The 15656-nt window shown below is 72.1% G+C and carries 14 protein-coding genes and 1 pseudogene; 4 read left to right on the forward strand and 11 right to left on the reverse strand.

Features of this window, described 5'->3' with window-relative positions; all coding sequences use genetic code 11:
- Positions 1–95 precede the first annotated feature (95 nt).
- A complete protein-coding gene (locus AC27LF_RS15535; protein ID WP_479658937.1) occupies positions 96–1070 on the reverse strand; it encodes a hypothetical protein in 975 nt (324 codons plus the stop codon).
- 62 nt (positions 1071–1132) lie between these two features.
- Here AC27LF_RS15535 and AC27LF_RS15540 point away from each other — a divergent pair, with 62 nt between their 5' ends.
- Positions 1133–1780, forward strand: a complete 648-nt coding sequence (locus tag AC27LF_RS15540) for a TetR/AcrR family transcriptional regulator (protein WP_479658938.1) — start codon at positions 1133–1135, stop codon at positions 1778–1780.
- 48 nt (positions 1781–1828) lie between these two features.
- Here the strand turns inward: AC27LF_RS15540 and AC27LF_RS15545 are convergent.
- Positions 1829–2032 (reverse strand): annotated as a pseudogene (locus tag AC27LF_RS15545) (transposase); the annotation flags it as partial.
- 32 nt (positions 2033–2064) lie between these two features.
- Here AC27LF_RS15545 and AC27LF_RS15550 point away from each other — a divergent pair.
- The gene (locus AC27LF_RS15550) at positions 2065–3171 is read left to right on the forward strand and encodes an RNA-guided endonuclease InsQ/TnpB family protein (RefSeq protein ID WP_479658939.1); all 1107 of its coding nucleotides are present in this window, start codon (positions 2065–2067) and stop codon (positions 3169–3171) included.
- Positions 3172–3184: 13 nt separating this feature from the next.
- Here AC27LF_RS15550 and nirD read toward each other — a convergent pair whose 3' ends face one another.
- Genes nirD through AC27LF_RS15565 form a run of 3 tightly spaced genes read right to left on the reverse strand, consistent with a single transcriptional unit; the run spans position 3185 to position 7388 of the window.
- Positions 3185–3535: a nitrite reductase small subunit NirD gene (gene nirD, locus AC27LF_RS15555; RefSeq protein WP_479658940.1), complete on the reverse strand. Its 351-nt coding sequence runs from the start codon at positions 3533–3535 to the stop codon at positions 3185–3187.
- Positions 3532–6171, reverse strand: a complete 2640-nt coding sequence (gene nirB, locus AC27LF_RS15560; RefSeq protein ID WP_479658941.1) for a nitrite reductase large subunit NirB — start codon at positions 6169–6171, stop codon at positions 3532–3534. Before nirB ends, nirD begins: the two co-directional genes overlap by 4 nt.
- Positions 6171–7388, reverse strand: a complete 1218-nt coding sequence (locus tag AC27LF_RS15565; protein ID WP_479658942.1) for an NAD(P)/FAD-dependent oxidoreductase — start codon at positions 7386–7388, stop codon at positions 6171–6173. Before AC27LF_RS15565 ends, nirB begins: the two co-directional genes overlap by 1 nt.
- A 302-nt stretch (positions 7389–7690) precedes the next feature.
- On the opposite strand from AC27LF_RS15565, the gene AC27LF_RS15570 reads away from it, so the two are divergent.
- A complete protein-coding gene (locus tag AC27LF_RS15570) occupies positions 7691–8473 on the forward strand; it encodes a sulfite exporter TauE/SafE family protein (protein WP_479658943.1) in 783 nt (260 codons plus the stop codon).
- 75 nt (positions 8474–8548) lie between these two features.
- Here the strand turns inward: AC27LF_RS15570 and AC27LF_RS15575 are convergent, their stop codons facing one another.
- Positions 8549–9166 (reverse strand): class F sortase, encoded by a 618-nt coding sequence (locus AC27LF_RS15575; protein ID WP_479658944.1) that lies wholly within the window; start codon positions 9164–9166, stop codon positions 8549–8551.
- A 146-nt stretch (positions 9167–9312) separates the two neighbouring features.
- The gene (locus AC27LF_RS15580; protein WP_479658945.1) at positions 9313–9879 is read right to left on the reverse strand and encodes a hypothetical protein; all 567 of its coding nucleotides are present in this window, start codon (positions 9877–9879) and stop codon (positions 9313–9315) included.
- Between the two features lie 356 nt (positions 9880–10235).
- Between AC27LF_RS15580 and AC27LF_RS15585 the strand changes: the two genes are divergently transcribed.
- Complete coding sequence (locus AC27LF_RS15585) at positions 10236–10694, forward strand: gamma-glutamylcyclotransferase family protein (RefSeq protein ID WP_479658946.1); 459 nt, start codon at positions 10236–10238, stop codon at positions 10692–10694.
- Here the strand turns inward: AC27LF_RS15585 and AC27LF_RS15590 are convergent.
- The 4 genes from AC27LF_RS15590 to tgmA form a co-directional block, all read right to left on the reverse strand.
- Entirely contained in the window at positions 10654–12900 is a 2247-nt protein-coding gene (locus AC27LF_RS15590; RefSeq protein WP_479658947.1) for a molybdopterin oxidoreductase family protein, read from the reverse strand. The genes AC27LF_RS15585 and AC27LF_RS15590 overlap by 41 nt on opposite strands.
- Before the next feature lie 104 nt (positions 12901–13004).
- Positions 13005–14117 carry an ATP-grasp peptide maturase system methyltransferase gene (gene tgmC / locus AC27LF_RS15595; RefSeq protein WP_479658948.1) on the reverse strand — a complete coding sequence of 371 codons (1113 nt, stop codon included), beginning with the start codon at positions 14115–14117 and terminating at the stop codon, positions 13005–13007.
- Positions 14114–15061, reverse strand: coding sequence for an ATP-grasp ribosomal peptide maturase (tgmB, locus tag AC27LF_RS15600; protein WP_479658949.1), 948 nt, complete (start codon positions 15059–15061; stop codon positions 14114–14116). Before tgmB ends, tgmC begins: the two co-directional genes overlap by 4 nt.
- Complete coding sequence (tgmA, locus tag AC27LF_RS15605) at positions 15058–15528, reverse strand: putative ATP-grasp-modified RiPP (RefSeq protein WP_479658950.1); 471 nt, start codon at positions 15526–15528, stop codon at positions 15058–15060. The genes tgmB and tgmA overlap by 4 nt, the downstream gene beginning before the upstream one ends.
- Positions 15529–15656: the final 128 nt, after the last annotated feature.

Genomic DNA, 15656 nt, shown 5'->3' on the forward strand with positions numbered 1-15656 from the left:
TTCGTGATGGCGACTGGAACACCTACGCCGCTGAGATCAGCCAACGAGCCCTCCGATCGCTCCGACACGGAAAGGGCGTACGCGAACTCCGATGATCAGCGCGGCGCGACCGAGGGACTGCCCAGTTCGTTGATGAGGCGCCGGTATGTGTCGAAGGCTTCCTTGGGGGTGTAGTCGTCGCGCAGCAGGCCGAAGCGGTGGAAGAGGCCCTCGGCGGTGCTGTCGGCGTCTCGCAGGGCAAAGAACGAGTATCCGTCGATGTTGAGGTCGGCGGAGAGGGCGGCGACGGTCCGTACGACGGTTTCGAGGACCGCGGCCTGCCGCTGCTCGCCGCGGCCCGGGCCGGTGGGCCAGCCGTTCTCGCAGACGCGGATCGCGACGCTGTCGGGGATGCCGGCCGTTCGCAGGTCGGTGCGCCGGAATGCGGTGAGGACGGCGGTGACCGCTTCCGCCAACTGGTCGGTGGGGAGGGGACGGAACACGTCCGGGAAGAAGTCCAGGCCGACGTAGTCCAGGCTTTGCCGGAAGCGGTCGTCGGCCAGGGCGCCGAGCTCGGACCAGAAGGTGTCGGCTGGATTGAAGGTCGGCACGGCGTTGAAGCCGACCGCCACGCTGCGGCCCAGGCCCCGGGCCTCCTGCTTGGCCGCGACAACCCCCTCGACGAGCGCGTTCAGAACGTTGGGAATGCTGCCGTCGACCACGGGCAGGTCGGCGTTGGGCTCTTCGCAGATCTGGACGGATGCCAGGTGCGGCCCACCGGTGCGGACGGCCTCGCGGACGAACTCCGGCCATCCCTCCAACTCGCCGGATGGCTCTCGGAATTGCAGCACGAGGTCCAGCTTGCGACCCCGTTGCAGATACGTCGCGGGATCGGCGGGCGTGGGCGGTTCCAGCGGCGTCATGGTCGCGGCGAATGAGCGGTAGGCGCGCACCGACAGGCTGGCCCTGTCGCCTTGGAGCGCGTCAAGCGCCTCGATGATGCGGTCCGGCACATCCGGGCGGACCGGGTGGACGATGCCCTGCTCGTCGCCCAGGATCCCACCGGGATAGATACCGAAGTGCAAGGTCATGCTTACCTCACCCCAGAAATCTTGGTGTCACTGCAAATTTGTGGTGACACTATCATCTGGGTATGGGCCTTCGAGAGACCAAGAAGCAGCAGACCCGCACGGCGATCGCCGACGCAGCCCTGCCCCTCTTCCTGGAGCACGGCTTCGACCAGGTCACGGTCGCCGAGGTGGCACGCCACGCAGGCGTCTCCACCAACACCGTGTTCAACTACTTCCCCACCAAGGAAGACCTCTTCTTCGATCGCCAGGCGGAAGTAGAGGGCCATCTCGCCGCGCTGGTACGCGACCGCGCACCCAGCGCCTGCCCAGTGGAGACCATCCGCGACGACCTGCTGGACGCCCTGCGGCACGACGACCCCGCACTCGGGCTCCACCCCGACGCGCCCCGCTTCTGGCAGGTCATCGACGACAGCGCCGCACTGCGTGCACGCGGACGCGAGATCAGCGAACGCGCCGAGGCCGCGCTGGCGACCGCCCTGGCCGAACACCCGCCGAACACCGCCACCGGACCGAACCAGGGCGACCACCTGACGCTCACGCTCCTCGCAGGAGCCATCGCTGGCACACACCGGGCCGCCTTGCGCGAACTGCAACGACGAATCTTGTCCGGCGAACCACCCACCCATGTCCGCGACAGTGTCGCCACAGCGGCAGCCCGGGCATTCAACCTGCTCTGCTCCGGACTCCACGCCGACATGGAGAGCGGCTGACTTCCCAGACAGGGGAGCCAGCCGTACACCCAGTGCGAGGGCGCCGCCCCGTATCCGGCGGGCGGACACGCCCTTGAGGCTGTTGACCGGCTTCGAGACGGCGACCTCGGGCGGGCGGTGCACCGGGAGGTGGACATGATCGCGTTCGCCGTTGAACTCCTTCAGCTCCGGGCGGTACTTCGTCACGAAGACCACGTGCACATGCATCGCCGAGACGACGTGCCTGCCCCGCTTGTAGTCCGTTTTGCTCATCCATGCGACCAGTGGTGGATAGGGTCTTGGCCATGCAGCTCCGCTACAACTTCCGGGCCTACCCGGACGCCGCCCAGCGCCGTGCGCTGGCGAGTGCGTTCGGGTGTGCCCGGGTGGTGTGGAACGACTGCCTGCGCGACCGGAAGGAAGCACACGCGGCAGGGCTGCCGTACGTGACGTCGGCCGAGCTGTCCCGGCTTCGCATCACCCAGGCCAAGCGCACCGAGGAACGGGCCTGGCTCGCCGACGTGTCAGCGGTTGTCCTGCAACAGTCCCTGCGGGATCTGGATGCCGCCTACAAGAACTTCTTCGACAGTCTCAAGGGCAAGCGGCAGGGCCACAAGGCCGGCCCGCCCTGGTACAAGTCGAAGAAGGACACCCGGCAGTCGATCCGCCTCAACAGCAACGCCTTCTCCCTGAAGGGCGACGGCACGGTGTACGTGGCCAAGGTCGGCAGCCTCAAGGTCACGTGGTCCCGCCGGCTTCCGGCCGCGCCCACGTCCCTGACCGTCACCAAAGACAGTTCGGGCCGGTACTTCCTCAGCTTCGTCGTGGACACCGAGCCGGACATCCTCCCGCAGGTGGAAGCGGAGTCCGGCATCGACCTCGGCCTGTCCGCGTTCGCGGTCCTGTCCGACGGGACGAAGATCAGTGCCCCGCGCTTTCTGCGCCGGGCCGAGAGGAAGCTCAAGCGTCTTCAGCGGGAGCTGTCCCGCAAGGCCAGGGGATCGAGGAACCGGGCCAGGGCCCGCATCAAGGTCGCACGCCAGCACGCCAAGGTCGCCGACCGGCGCCGGGACTGGCACCACAAGGCATCCACGCAGATCATCCGCGACAATCAAGCGGTGTACGTGGAAGACCTCGCGGTGTCCGGTCTCGGGCGCAGCCGGCTCGCCAAGTCCGTGTACGACGCGGGATGGTCCGCGTTCGTCGGCATGCTGGAGTACAAGGCGGCTCTGCACGGCCGCACCTTCGCCAAGGTGGACCGGGTCTTCCCGTCCTCTCAGGTCTGCTCGGTTTGCGGATTCCGGGACGGCCCCAAGCCCCTGCACGTCCGGGAGTGGACGTGCGGCGAGCGCGGTGAAGCAGGAAGCCCCCGGAAGGGTCGGACGACCCAGGCCGGAATCCCCGGACTTTAGGCCAGGGAGCACGTCAAGCGGTGCGTACCTTGTATGTCGTCACGCGGACCGATGTGTCGTCCAGGCACTGTCCGGACGTCAGGTCGAAGCGCTGCTTCAGCAGCGGGGAGGCGACGTAGGGGCGTCCCTCGTGGGTGCCGGTCAGGCCGCGGGAGAGGACGGCCGCGCCGCCGAACGGATCACGGTTGTCGATGCCGTACAGCCGGCCCGCCCGGTCGCGGAAGACGGCCACCTGGCGGCCGTCGGGCAGCAGCGCCGCCACCCCGCGGCCCGGGGTCAGCAGACTGATGTCACAGACCGTGAACCAGCCCTCCGCGAGCCGCAGTTGGACCTTCAGGTCGGTGGTCTCCGGTGCCAGGGTCATCGCTGGGAGCTTCCTTCCAGGGCGTCTTCCAGTGCCGGTGTACGCCGCATGCCGATGGACAGCAGCGGCAGATCGGGCTTGATCTGGTCGCGTTCGGGGACGAAGCCGACGACCGGGTCGGGGGTGTCCGGGGCGTTCACGAAGGACACGAACCGGGCCAGCTTCTCCGGGTTGTTGATGGTCTCCGCCCATTCGTCGCGGTAGTGCGCCACATGGGCCGCCATCAGGGACTCCAGTTCCGCGCAGATGCCGAGCGAGTCGTGCACCACCACGTCCCGTACGTGGTCCAGGCCGCCCGGGATCCGGTCGAGCCACACGCTGGTGCGTTCCAGGCGGTCGGCCGTGCGGATGTAGAACATCAGGAAACGGTCGATCAGCCGGATCAGTTCGGCGTCGCTCAGGTCCTGGGCGAGCAGATCCGCGTGGCGCGGGGTCGCGCCGCCGTTGCCGCCGACGTAGAGGTTCCAGCCGCTCGCGGTGGCGATGACACCGAAGTCCTTCGACTGGGCCTCGGCGCATTCGCGGGCGCACCCGGACACCGCGGACTTCAGCTTGTGCGGCGCGCGCAGTCCCCGGTAGCGCAGCTCCAGGTCGATCGCCATGCGGACGGAGTCCTGGACGCCGTAGCGGCACCAGGTCCGGCCCACGCAGGATTTCACCGTGCGCAGCGCCTTGCCGTAGGCGTGCCCGGACTCGAAGCCGGCGTCCACCAACCGGGTCCAGATCAGCGGCAGTTGCTCGACCCGCGCGCCGAACATGTCGATGCGCTGCCCGCCGGTGATCTTTGTGTAGAGGCCGAAGTCGCGGGCGATCTCGCCGATCACGATCAGCTTCTCCGGGGTGATCTCACCGCCGGGGATGCGCGGCACGACCGAGTACGAGCCGTTCTTCTGGAGGTTGGCGAGGAAGTGGTCGTTGGTGTCCTGGAGCGCCGCCTGCTCGCCGTCGAGGACATAGCCGTCCGCGCCGATGCTGGGCGCGAGGGAGGCGATGATCGAGGCGACGGTGGGCTTGCAGGTCTCGCAGCCGTCGCCGCCCCGTGCGGCTTCCCGGCCGTAGCGGTCCAGCAGGTCCCGGTAGGAGGTGATGCGCAGCGCGAGGACGATCTCGTACAGCTCCTCGCGGGTGTGCGCGAAGCAGCCGCACAGGCCCTTGTCGACCTCGACGCCGCTCGCCTCCAGCTCGGCGGTGACCAGCTGGCCGAGCACCTTGACGCAGCTGCCGCAGCCCGTACCGGCCCGGGTGCACTTCTTCACCTCGGGCACGCTGGTGCAGGAGTGCTCGGTCACCGCGCCGCGGATCGTGCCCTTGGTGACGTTGTGGCAGGAGCAGATCACCGCCTCGTCGGGCAGCGCGGACGGGCCGAGCGCAGCCGGGGCCGCCGCGTCGGCCGGCAGCACCAGCCGCTCCGGCGGGACGGGCGGTACTGTGCCGGTCAGCGCGCGCAGCGTGCCGTACGCCTCCGCGTCGCCGACCAGGATGCCCCCGAGCAGCGTGCCGTCGCGGCCGATGACCAGCTTCTTGTACAGCCCGGACCGGGAGTCGGAGTAGACGACGTCCAGGCAGTCCGCGGCCGTGCCGTGCGCGTCGCCGAAGGACGCCACGTCCACGCCGAGCAGCTTCAGCTTGGTCGACAGGTCGGCGCCGGTGAACGCCGGCTGCTCCGACTCGTCCTCGGCGATGGCGGCGGCGGCCGTCGTCGCCTGCTCGTAGCCCGGCGCGACCAGGCCGTACACCCGGCCGTCGACGGCCTGCGCGCACTCGCCGATCGCGAACACACGCGGGTCGGTGACGGTACGGCAGCGCTCGTCCACGGTGATCCCGCCGCGTTCGCCGACCGCGAGGCCCGCGTCCCGGGCTAGCTGGTCGCGGGGGCGCACACCGGCGCTGAACACCACCAGATCCGCGGCGAGTTCGGAGCCGTCGGACAGTTTCATGCCGGTGACGGCGCCGTCCGCGCCGACGACGATCTCCTGCGTGCCCACGCCGGTGTGCACGGCCAGGCCCATGTCCTCGATGGTGCGCAGCAGCGCGGCGCCGCCGCCCTCGTCGACCTGCACCGGCATCAGCCGCGGCGCGAACTCCACGATGTGGCTGGTGAGTCCGAGGCCCTTGAGCGCGCCCGCGGCCTCCAGACCGAGCAGCCCGCCGCCTACCACCGCACCCGTCGTCGCCCGGGACTTCGCGTACTCCTCGATCGCGAGCAGGTCCTCGATGGTGCGGTAGACGAAGCAGCCCTCGGCGTCCCTGCCGGGGACGGGCGGCACGAAGGGGGAGGAGCCGGTGGCCAGAACGAGGACGTCGTAGCCGACCGTCAGACCGGAGCGGGCCGTGACCGTGCGGGCCGCCCGGTCGATGCGCCGCGCCGGGTCGCCCACGTGCAGTTCGATGCCGTGGCCGGTGATGAACTCCATGTCGGTCAGGGACAGTTCCTCGGGCGTACGTCCCGAGAAGTACGAGGTGAGCTGGACCCGGTCGTAGGCCGGACGCGGCTCTTCGCACAGCACGACCACGCGGTGCGTGGCGGTAAGAGAGCGCTCGGCGAGCGCTTCGAGGAAGCGCTGGCCGACCATGCCGTGGCCGACGAGCACGATCGTGGGGCGGGGGCGGCCCCCAACGGGTGCGGTCGTGGACATCAGGAGCCTCCGTCGTTGGTGAGCAGATGGAGCAGCGGGCCGTCGTCGGGGAGCGGCTCTGCTCCCTCCCAGGCGCGGGCGAGCGCGCCGACGGTGCCGAGTTCGCCGACCAGGACCCCGCCGACCAGGCGGTCGTCGCGGACGACGACCTTGCGGTAGGTGCCGCGGGTGGCGTCGGCGAGCTGTACGACGTCGTCGCCGGGGCGCGGCTCCATCTCGCCGAACGCGGCGAGGTCGAAGGGTGAGCCGCCGCCGGCCAAGGTGAGCCGGGTCAGCGAACGGGTGCCGGTGTACTTCGCGTCGGGCCGTCCGGTGAGCAACCCGGCCAGCGCCTCGGCCTGTTCGAGGGCGGGGGCGGCCAGCCCGTACACCGTGCCGGCGTGCTGGACGCAGTCTCCGACGGCGCGGATGTGCGGGTCGGACGTGCGCAGTTCGTCGTCGACGAGGACGCCCCGGTGGACGGCGAGTCCCGCGTCAGCGGCGAGCCCCACGCGCGGGCGTACCCCGCAGGCGAGGACCACGAGATCGGCGTCCAGGGCGTATCCGTCGGCCAGTTCCACCGAGCGGACGGCGCCGCCGGCCGAGCGCACGTCCCGCACCCGGCACTCGGTGTGCACCTCGACGCCCAGGTCTGTCAGGTGACGCAGCACGAGCCGGGACGCGTTCGGGTCGAGCTGGCGCTCCATGAGCCGTTCGGCCTGCTGGGCGAGGACCACCTGGGCGCCGCGCACGGCGAGCGCACGGGCCGCCGACACACCGAGCAGCCCGCCCCCGACGACGACCGCCCGCACGCCCGGCCGCAGCGCCTTGGCCAGGCCCAGGCAGTCGTCCATGGTGCGGAACGCGTGGACGCCCTCGGGGAGTTCGTGCCCGCCCGCCCCGAACAGGCCGCGCAGCGGCGGCAGCACGGGGTTGGAGCCGGTGGCCAGCACGAGCGTGTCGTATGCGATCTCCGAGCCGTCCGCGCAGCGCACCAGCCGCGTGGCGCGGTCGATGCCGGTGACCCGGGCGCGCACGAGACGCGCGGGCGCCGGCAGGGCGATCACCTCGGGGCCGTACCGGCCGGCCAGCACCTCCGCGAGCAGGACCCGGTTGTACGGGGGGTGCTCCTCCTCGCCGACGAGCAGCGCGGACGCGCCCAGCTCGGCGAGCCGACGGGTGAGCCGTTCGCCCGCGAGGCCGGCGCCGATCACCACCACACGCATGTCCGAGGTCATGCCACGCAGCGTCCGACGCGGACGTTACCCAACGGCATCCCCCCTGTTTCCCCCACGGAACGCTGCCCTCAACGGGCCCGCGTCACCGGTGTGAGGGACCCGGACAGGACAAGCGGGGCTGCGCCCCGATAGGGGCGCGGGGAACTGCGCGAGAAACCCCCACGCGCCCGCACCCACCCGACGACCGATGCGCCCGATAGGGGCGCGGGGAACTGCGCGAACACCCCCAACGCTGCCGCACCCGAAAGACAACCGCCGCCCCCCGCGGGGACCTGGGGGCAGCTCCCCATAGAGTCACGATCATGCCCGACATACCGCTGACCGTTCTCGCCCTGCTCTGCCTGGCCGCCCTCACGGCCGGCTGGATCGACGCGGTGGTGGGCGGCGGCGGCCTGCTCCTGCTCCCGACCCTCCTGCTCGGCCTGCCCGCAGGCACCCCCGCGGCCACCGCGCTCGGCACCAACAAGGCGGTCGCCATCGTCGGCACCGCGGGCGCGGCGGTGACCTACACCCGCCGCGCCCCCGTGGACGTACGCACCGCGGTCCGCATCGGTCTCGCCGCGCTGGCGGGCTCCTCGGCCGGGGCGTTCTTCGCGGCAGGGATGAGCACCGATGTGCTCAAGCCGGTGATCATGGTGGTGCTGCTCGCCGTCGCGGCCTTCGTGATCCTGCGCCCGACCTTCGGCACCGCGCCCGCCCCCGGCCCCGCCTCCCCCCGCCGGATCCTCGCGGCCATCGGCCTGGCCGGCCTCGGCATCGGCTTCTACGACGGCCTGGTCGGACCGGGCACCGGCACCTTCCTCGTTCTCGCCCTCACCGCGGTCCTCCACCTCGACCTGGTCACCGCATCCGCCACCGCCAAGATCGTCAACTGCTGCACCAACGCGGGCGCGCTGGTCACGTTCGCCTGGCAGGGGGCGGTGTTGTGGCGGCTCGCCGTGCTGTTGGCGGTGTTCAATCTGGCGGGCGGCATGCTGGGGGCGCGCACCGCGCTGAAGCGGGGCAGCGGTTTTGTCCGGGTGGTACTGCTGACGGTGGTGTTCGCACTGGTCGCGAACCTGGCGTACCAGCAGTGGCTGGCGTGAGCCGCCGGGCCGCGCGGCCGCCTGCCGGCCGCGGGCGGCTTAGCGGCTGAGGTCGGCTTAGCGGCCGTGGGCGGCTCAGCGGCTGCCGGTCAGATGGGCGAAGACGACCACGTTGCCCTGATAGCCCGTGGCCTTCGAGTAGCCCCCGCCGCAGGTGATGACCCGCAGCTCCGGGCGCTCGGCGGCGCCGTACACCGTGTCGTCGGGAAAGTCGCTCGCCCGGTACACCTCGACCGCGTCCACGGTGAACACCGCCACGCTGCCGTCCCGCCGGTCCAGTTCCACGGCGGCGCCCCGTTTCACCGCGCCGAGGGCGTAGAAGACGGCCGGGCCCTCGGAGTTGTCGACGTGTCCGGCGACGATCGCGGTGCCCTTCTCGCCGGGCGCGGTGCCGGCCTCGTACCAGCCGGCCAGGTTCTTGTCGCCGGTCGGCGGCGCGTCGAGGCTGCCGGACGGTGTCAGGCCGAGGCCCGTCATCGGCGCGTCGACCCGGATCGAGGGGATGCGGATCCGGGTGGGCGGGGACGGCGGCAGCGCGGGCGCCGGGGGCCGCTCCTCGGCCGGATCCGGGCGGCTCTCCGCGGCGGCGGGCTGCGGCGGCGCGGACAGCTGGGCGGTGCCCAGCAGCCAGACGCCGGAGCCGAAGGCGACCACGGTGACCGCGGCTATCGCGGTGTCCCCGATCCTGCGCATACGAACCTCCCGGCCTCCCGGAGCCCCGGGCCTCGCGGAACCCCCGGGAAACGGAACCCCGTACCCCCCTCCGGGCCGCGAGGGGCGTCGGACCCGGAGGGGGAGGGGATGTGCGGTACCGGCGGACGGACAGCGGAGGGTGTCCGTCAGATCCCGTCGCCTCTCGCCCGGCGATGCAGGAGCCAGGTACCGCCCGCGGCGGCGACAGCCAGGGCCGCCACGCCTGCCGCGGTCTGCACGGGGTCGGAGCCGAGCGCGCCGCCGACCCCCGTCTTCACGCTTCCGTGCGGTTGCACCTGCCCGTGCGCCCCGGACAGCGTCACCACGAGGTCGCCCGTCACCTGCCGGTCGCCGTCGGCGCACCGGGCGACGATCTCGTACGTCCCCGGCTGCGCGCTCGGCGGCACCCGGAACTGGCCGATCGCGTCGCCCTCGTGGGAGCTGGGCGCCAGGGTGAAGGTGCCGGCGCCGACCGCGGTGGCGTCGCCCGCCGCGGTGCCGCCGCACGCCTTGGTGTTCACCGTGACCTGCCCGCCCGGAATCGCGGTGGACGGGTACACCTCCAGGGTGCCGGCCGCCGCCGTGGCGCCCGGAGCGCCGCGTGGGTGGGCCGCCGCGTCGGTGGGGCGGGCCCCGTGGGCGGGCGTGGTGGCGAGACCCGCTGCCGCGACGGCGAGCGCGGTACCGGTCAGCGTGCGGGCTGTGCGTCGCATCGTGCTCCCTCGCGTCCCAGGGGCCGCGGCCCGCGGCACCCGCTGTGCCGCCGAGTCGGTCGCGTCCCTGCCCTACCGAGGTAAAGCCCGCGCGGCCCGCCCCGCTCCCTGAAAGGCCGTCAGAACTGCGGTGAACGGGTGTCGTACGGGCCGCGAGTTGCCCCCGCCGGGGCCGGCGTTCCGGCAGGTCAAGGGCGTGCGCCGCGCCACACCGGAAGAGCACACGAACGGCGGCCCGCCCAGGGCGTGAGAACGGGTGACCCACCCGGCCGGGGCCGGCCCCCGCGATCCGCCGGGTCCGGGACGGCGGCACGCGGGGCTGTGGGAGGGGGCGCCGGGGGTGGAGAATCGGTGCCGTGACGACCCCGGCGCTCCCGTTCTTCGTCTACGGCACCCTCCGCCCCGGCGCACGCCACCACGACCGGTATCTGCGCGGCCGTACCGCCTGGGTGGAGTCCGGCCGCCTCACCGGCGCGGTGCTGTACGACGGCCCCGGCTACCCGTACGCCGTCGCGGCACCGGACGGAGTCGTGCACGGCGACCTGGTCACCGCGCGGCCCGAGGACTACGGGCGGCTCCTCGCCGAACTGGACCGGTTGGAGGAGTACGTGCCGGGCGACCCGCGCAGCCTGTACGAACGCGTCGGCCGGGACGTCCTGCGCGGCGACGGCGGCACCGTCCGCGCCTGGGTGTACCTGGCCGCACCCGCGGTCGCCGCCCGGCTGCGGACCCACGGCCGGCTGATCGCGGACGGCGCCTGGCCGGCCCGGGACGTCAGGGCTCCGCGCGCTCCAGGCGCACCGCGCAGACCTTGAACTCGGGCATCCGGGAGGTGGGGTCGAGCGCCGGGTTGGTGAGCGTGTTCGCGCGGCCCTCGCCGGGCCAGTGGAACGGCATGAACACGGTGTCCGGCCGGATGGCGGCCGTGATCCGCGCGGGCGCCACGGCGCGCCCGCGCCGGGACACCACCGCCACCGGGTCGCCGTCGGCCGCGCCCAGCCGTGCCGCGAGCCGCGGATGCAGTTCGACGTACGGGCCGGGCGCGGCGGCGTTCAGCTCGGCCACCCGCCGGGTCTGGGCGCCGGACTGGTACTGCGCCACGACCCGCCCGGTGGTCAGCAGCACCGGATACTCCGCGTCGGGCTCCTCGGCGGCCGGCCGATGCGCCACAGCCACGAACCGGGCCCGCCCGTCCCCGGTGGCAAACCGATCGAGAAACAACCGGGGGGTACCAGGGTGGGCCCCGGCCGGGGCTTTCGCGGTCGCCGTACCCGCCGTGCTTGCCGCAGCGATGGGGCTGGGAGTCGTCGCCGCACCCGCCGTGCTTGCCGCAGCGACGGGGCTGGGAGTCGTCGCCGTACTCGCCGGGCTTGCCGTGGCCGCCGTGCTGGGAGTCGTCGGCGTGCCCGCCGCAGAGGTCGGCTCCGGGCAGGGCCAGAACACTCCGTTCTCGCGTGCCAGGCGGTCGTAGGTGATGCCCGAGTAGTCCGCCGGGCCGCCCGCGCTCGCTCGGCGCAGTTCGTCGAAGACCTCCTCGGGGTCCGTCGGGAAACCCTTGTGCACGCCGAGCCGGTCGGCGAGCCCGTGCAGTACCTCCAGGTCGCTGCGTACCCCGTCCGGCGGGTCGAGGGCCCGCCGCCGCAGCAGCACCCGGCCCTCCAGACTGGTCGTCGTGCCCGTCTCCTCGGCCCACTGGGTGACCGGCAGGACGACGTCCGCGAGCGCCGCCGTCTCCGAGAGCACGACGTCCGCCACGGCCAGGAAGTCCAGCGACCGGAGCCGGCCCTCGATGTGGGCCGCGCGCGGCGCCGACACCACCGGGTTGGACCCCATCAGCAGCAGCGCGCGCACGTCCGTGCCGAGGGCGTCGAGGAGTTCGTACGCGCTGCGGCCAGGCCCCGGCAGCGTGTCCGGGTCGACGCCCCACACCTGCGCGACATGCCGCCGCGCCGCCGGGTCCGTGAGCTTGCGGTAGCCGGGCAACTGGTCGGCCTTCTGGCCGTGTTCGCGCCCGCCCTGCCCGTTGCCCTGCCCGGTCAGACAGCCGTACCCGGACAGCGGCCGGCCCGCCCGCCCGGTCGCCAGGCACAGGTTGATCCAGGCGCCCACCGTGTCGGTGCCCTTTGACTGCTGTTCCGGCCCCCGCGCCGTGAGCACCATCGCCGCCTCCGGCTCGCAGAACAGCCGTACCGCCTCCCGGAGTTGGGGGACCGGCACCCCGGTGATCCGTTCCACGTGCTCCGGCCAGTGGGCCATCGCCGCCGCCCGTGCCTCCGTCCAGCCGGTCGTGCGCTCCCGGATGTACGTCTCGTCCGTGCGGCCCTCCGCGACCACCAGGTGCAGCAGGCCGAGCGCCAGCGCGAGATCGGTGCCGGGCCGGGGCGCCAGGTGCAGGTCGGCCTGCTCGGCGGTGCGGGTGCGGCGCGGGTCGACGACGATCAACGTGCCGCCGTTCTCCCGCAGTTCGGTGAGGTAGCGCAGCGCGGGCGGCATGGTCTCGGCGAGGTTGGAGCCGACCAGGATCAGACAGCCGGTGCGCGGGATGTCCTCCAGCGGGAAGGGCAGCCCCCGGTCGAGTCCGAAGGCGCGGGTGCCGGCCGCCGCCGCGGACGACATGCAGAAGCGGCCGTTGTAGTCGATCTGCGAGGTGCCGAGGACGACGCGCGCGAACTTGCCGAGCGCGTACGCCTTCTCGTTGGTCAGCCCGCCCCCGCCGAACACTCCGACGGCGTCGGCGCCGTACCCGCTGCGCGCCGCGGACAGGCCCGCGGCGATCCGGTCCAGCGCCTCGTCCCAGCCGGCCGGCACGAGCGTCCCGCCCGCACGCACCAGCGGGGACGTCAGCCGCAGGCCCGACGCGAGCAGCGCGGGCGCCGTACGGCCCTTGCCGCACAGCGCCCCCCGGTTCACCGGGAAGTCCGCGCGCTCGGTCACCTCGACACCCCCCGGCACCGGCGACAGACGCATCCCGCACTGCAGGGCGCAGTACGGGCAGTGGGTGGGCGTCGAGACGATCTCCATGCGGCCCAGCGTGCGTCGACCGTGTTACGTCCCGTGCGGGCACCGGGTTACACCCCCGCGACCACACCCTCCCCCCGCCGCCCGCCCCCCTGTGAGGCGGCCGCCTACCACTGGCAGGACTGCCCGTCCGCACTGACGGTGATCGTGAACTCAGCCGGGCTTCCGGCGGCGCGCCAGCGCCCCAGCTGCTCCTCGGCCGCGTCCCAGAGCGCGACCTCACCGCCCTGCCGCACGATCCAACGGCCGTTCTCCTCGTACAGCGCGGCCCAGGAGCCGGACTCGACGTCGACGAGAACGTGCTGCTGCCGCCCGTCCTGCTGAAGGGTCACGCGCTGCGCGTCCGGGACGGCGGCCTGCACGACGAACCGCGTCGTCCAGTCGTCCAGGGCGTCGGCCCCGACGACGGCCTCACGCTCCGTGCCCGCGCCGAGGTCCGGCAGGACACCGAGCGGCGGCGGCAGCTGCGGGCGCGCGAGCATGAAGCCGACCTGCCCGCCCAGCACCGGCCCCGACGCCGTCCCGTCCTCGTGGACCGTCATCCGCGCCAGCTCAAAGGCTCCGAGCCAGCCGCCCACGGTGGCCAGGATCATCCCACCCGGCCGGGTCTGCTCGACCCACGCCGACGGCACCGTGCGCACACCGCACGTGGCGATCACCCTGTCGTACGGTGCTCCCTCGGCGTGGCCGAGCAGGCCGTCACCGGTGACGAGCGTGGGCCAGATGCCCAGCCGAGCGAGGGCGGCGCGTGCTCGCGTGGCCACGTCCTCGTCGTACTCGATCGAGGTGACGTTCTCCTCGCCCAGCCGCCGGCAGAGCACGCCGGTGGAGTATCCGGTGCCCGTCCCGACCTCCAGCACCCGCAGCCCGTCCTCGATCCGGAGGTCTTCCAGCATGCGCAGCACGAGGGAGGGCGAGGTGCTGGAACTGGTCGGCTGGCGCATGATCTGGCCACGGATGTCCGAGGGCACGATCGTGCCGGCGATCTGGGTCACCAGCGACTCATCGGCGTAGCAGGCTTCGAGCCATCCCGCGTCGTCTTCCAGGACGGGCGCCCACGCGGTGGGCTCAGCACCCTCGACGCGGCGGAAGAAGCCACCGTGCAGGAACTCGTGCCGCGGCACCGCCTCGGCCGCGCGCTTCCAGGGCTCGGTGCGCAGGCTGCCGCCGGCGGTCAGTGCGTCGATGAGCTGCTTGTGCAACAGGCGCTGATCGCTCACGTCGTCCTCTCCAGAAGGCCCACCAGCGCGGAGCACATGGGCAGACCTGTCTCGGGCTCCAGCCAGTACCACTGGCCGGACGGGTTGCACTCCAGGAACCACCATCGCCCGTCTTCACCGACACAGAAGTCGAAAGCGCCGAAGACGAGTCCGAAGTGGTCCAGGTAGCGGTGAAGGGCCTGCTCGATGCCCGGCGGCGGTTCGACAGGCGTGTAGCTCAGCCGGCTGTAGTCGGTGCGCCAGTCCAAGAGGTCGCTGTCGATTCGGACACAGAAGACACGGGAGCCGATGACGGTCACCCGTACATCGGCCGTCTTAGGCACGAGCTGCTGGAACAGGTGCGCCGTCCCGGCCACTCGATCGTCGATGTCCTCGGGGGTGACCTCGGCGACCTTGACGACGGATGAGACGCCGTCGATCAGGTACACGGGGTTCCACAGCGGTTTGTAGATGACCGCGGCGTGCCGCTTGATGAAGGCCCTCGCAGCGTCCGGGCTTGAGGTGATGAGGCTGGGTGGCACGTGGAAGCCAGCCCCGATGGCGGCGGCCAGACCGGACGGTTTGAACTCGGCGTCTCCCACGCGGTGCGGGTGGTTGACGTACCGGCACCCGGGCAGTGAGGCCAGAACCCCGCCCAGTCCGTACCGGGCCTGAGTGACCGCGAACCGCGCGTCCTGTTCGCTCAGGTGCGGGAAGGCAAAGCCACTGGGACGTCGGTAATAGAGCGAACGGACGTCGGCAAGGTCGGCTGTGCGGGACGGGGTGGAGATACGGCCCTGGAGACCGTCACCGGTGATCTCGGCTTCCACCGACAGTGATGCGGGGAAGTCCCCCGAGTCGAGCCGCACGACCGGGACGCCCCGGTCGTGCAGCTCGCGGATCACCACGTCGGCGGTGGGGTCGTGCAGGCTGGTGACGACCAACACCGGACGCGGGTCGCTCACTGGTCGCTGTCGCTTCCTTGGTCGCTGTCCGTGTTGCCCTGCCCCTGCCCGTCAGGGCTGGTGCCGGTGGCCGGGGCGGTGCCGGTGCTCGTGCCGTGACCCGGCATTTCCACGACCTGCCCGGTGCTGCTGAAGAACCGGGTGGTCTGAGTGACCGGGTCCAGCTCGGCGCGCGTGTAGCCAGGAGCCATCGTCGGGTAGGGCGCCATGCGGCTCACCCCCCACGGGGTGACGGTGCGGGCGCCGGACGGAAGCGGTGCGGACGTCGGGAGTCGATCGGAGTGAACGAACAACGGATGCTCCTTGGTTCGGTCCGATTCAGTTGGACGACCCGTTGGCGCTTCGCCTGTCCAGGGTTGGGTCGGGCGTGGCCCGCTCCCGGCCTGGCCGAGTGCTGCTCGCAGAGACGCGACCGCCGTCAACGGATCGACGCGTACGGCGTCGTACCGTTCGGGTTTTTGGGCCATGAACAGAACGGTAGGGACGGTTCGTTGGCAGCGGCCACGCAGTGTTCTCGAATGTTCTCGAAGTCTGGCCGAATGTTCTCATGTGGTCTCATGCAGGGGGCGACACGCTGTAGAAAGGGGCCCGTGCC

It is taken from the genome of Streptomyces diversicolor, from assembly GCF_057537855.1.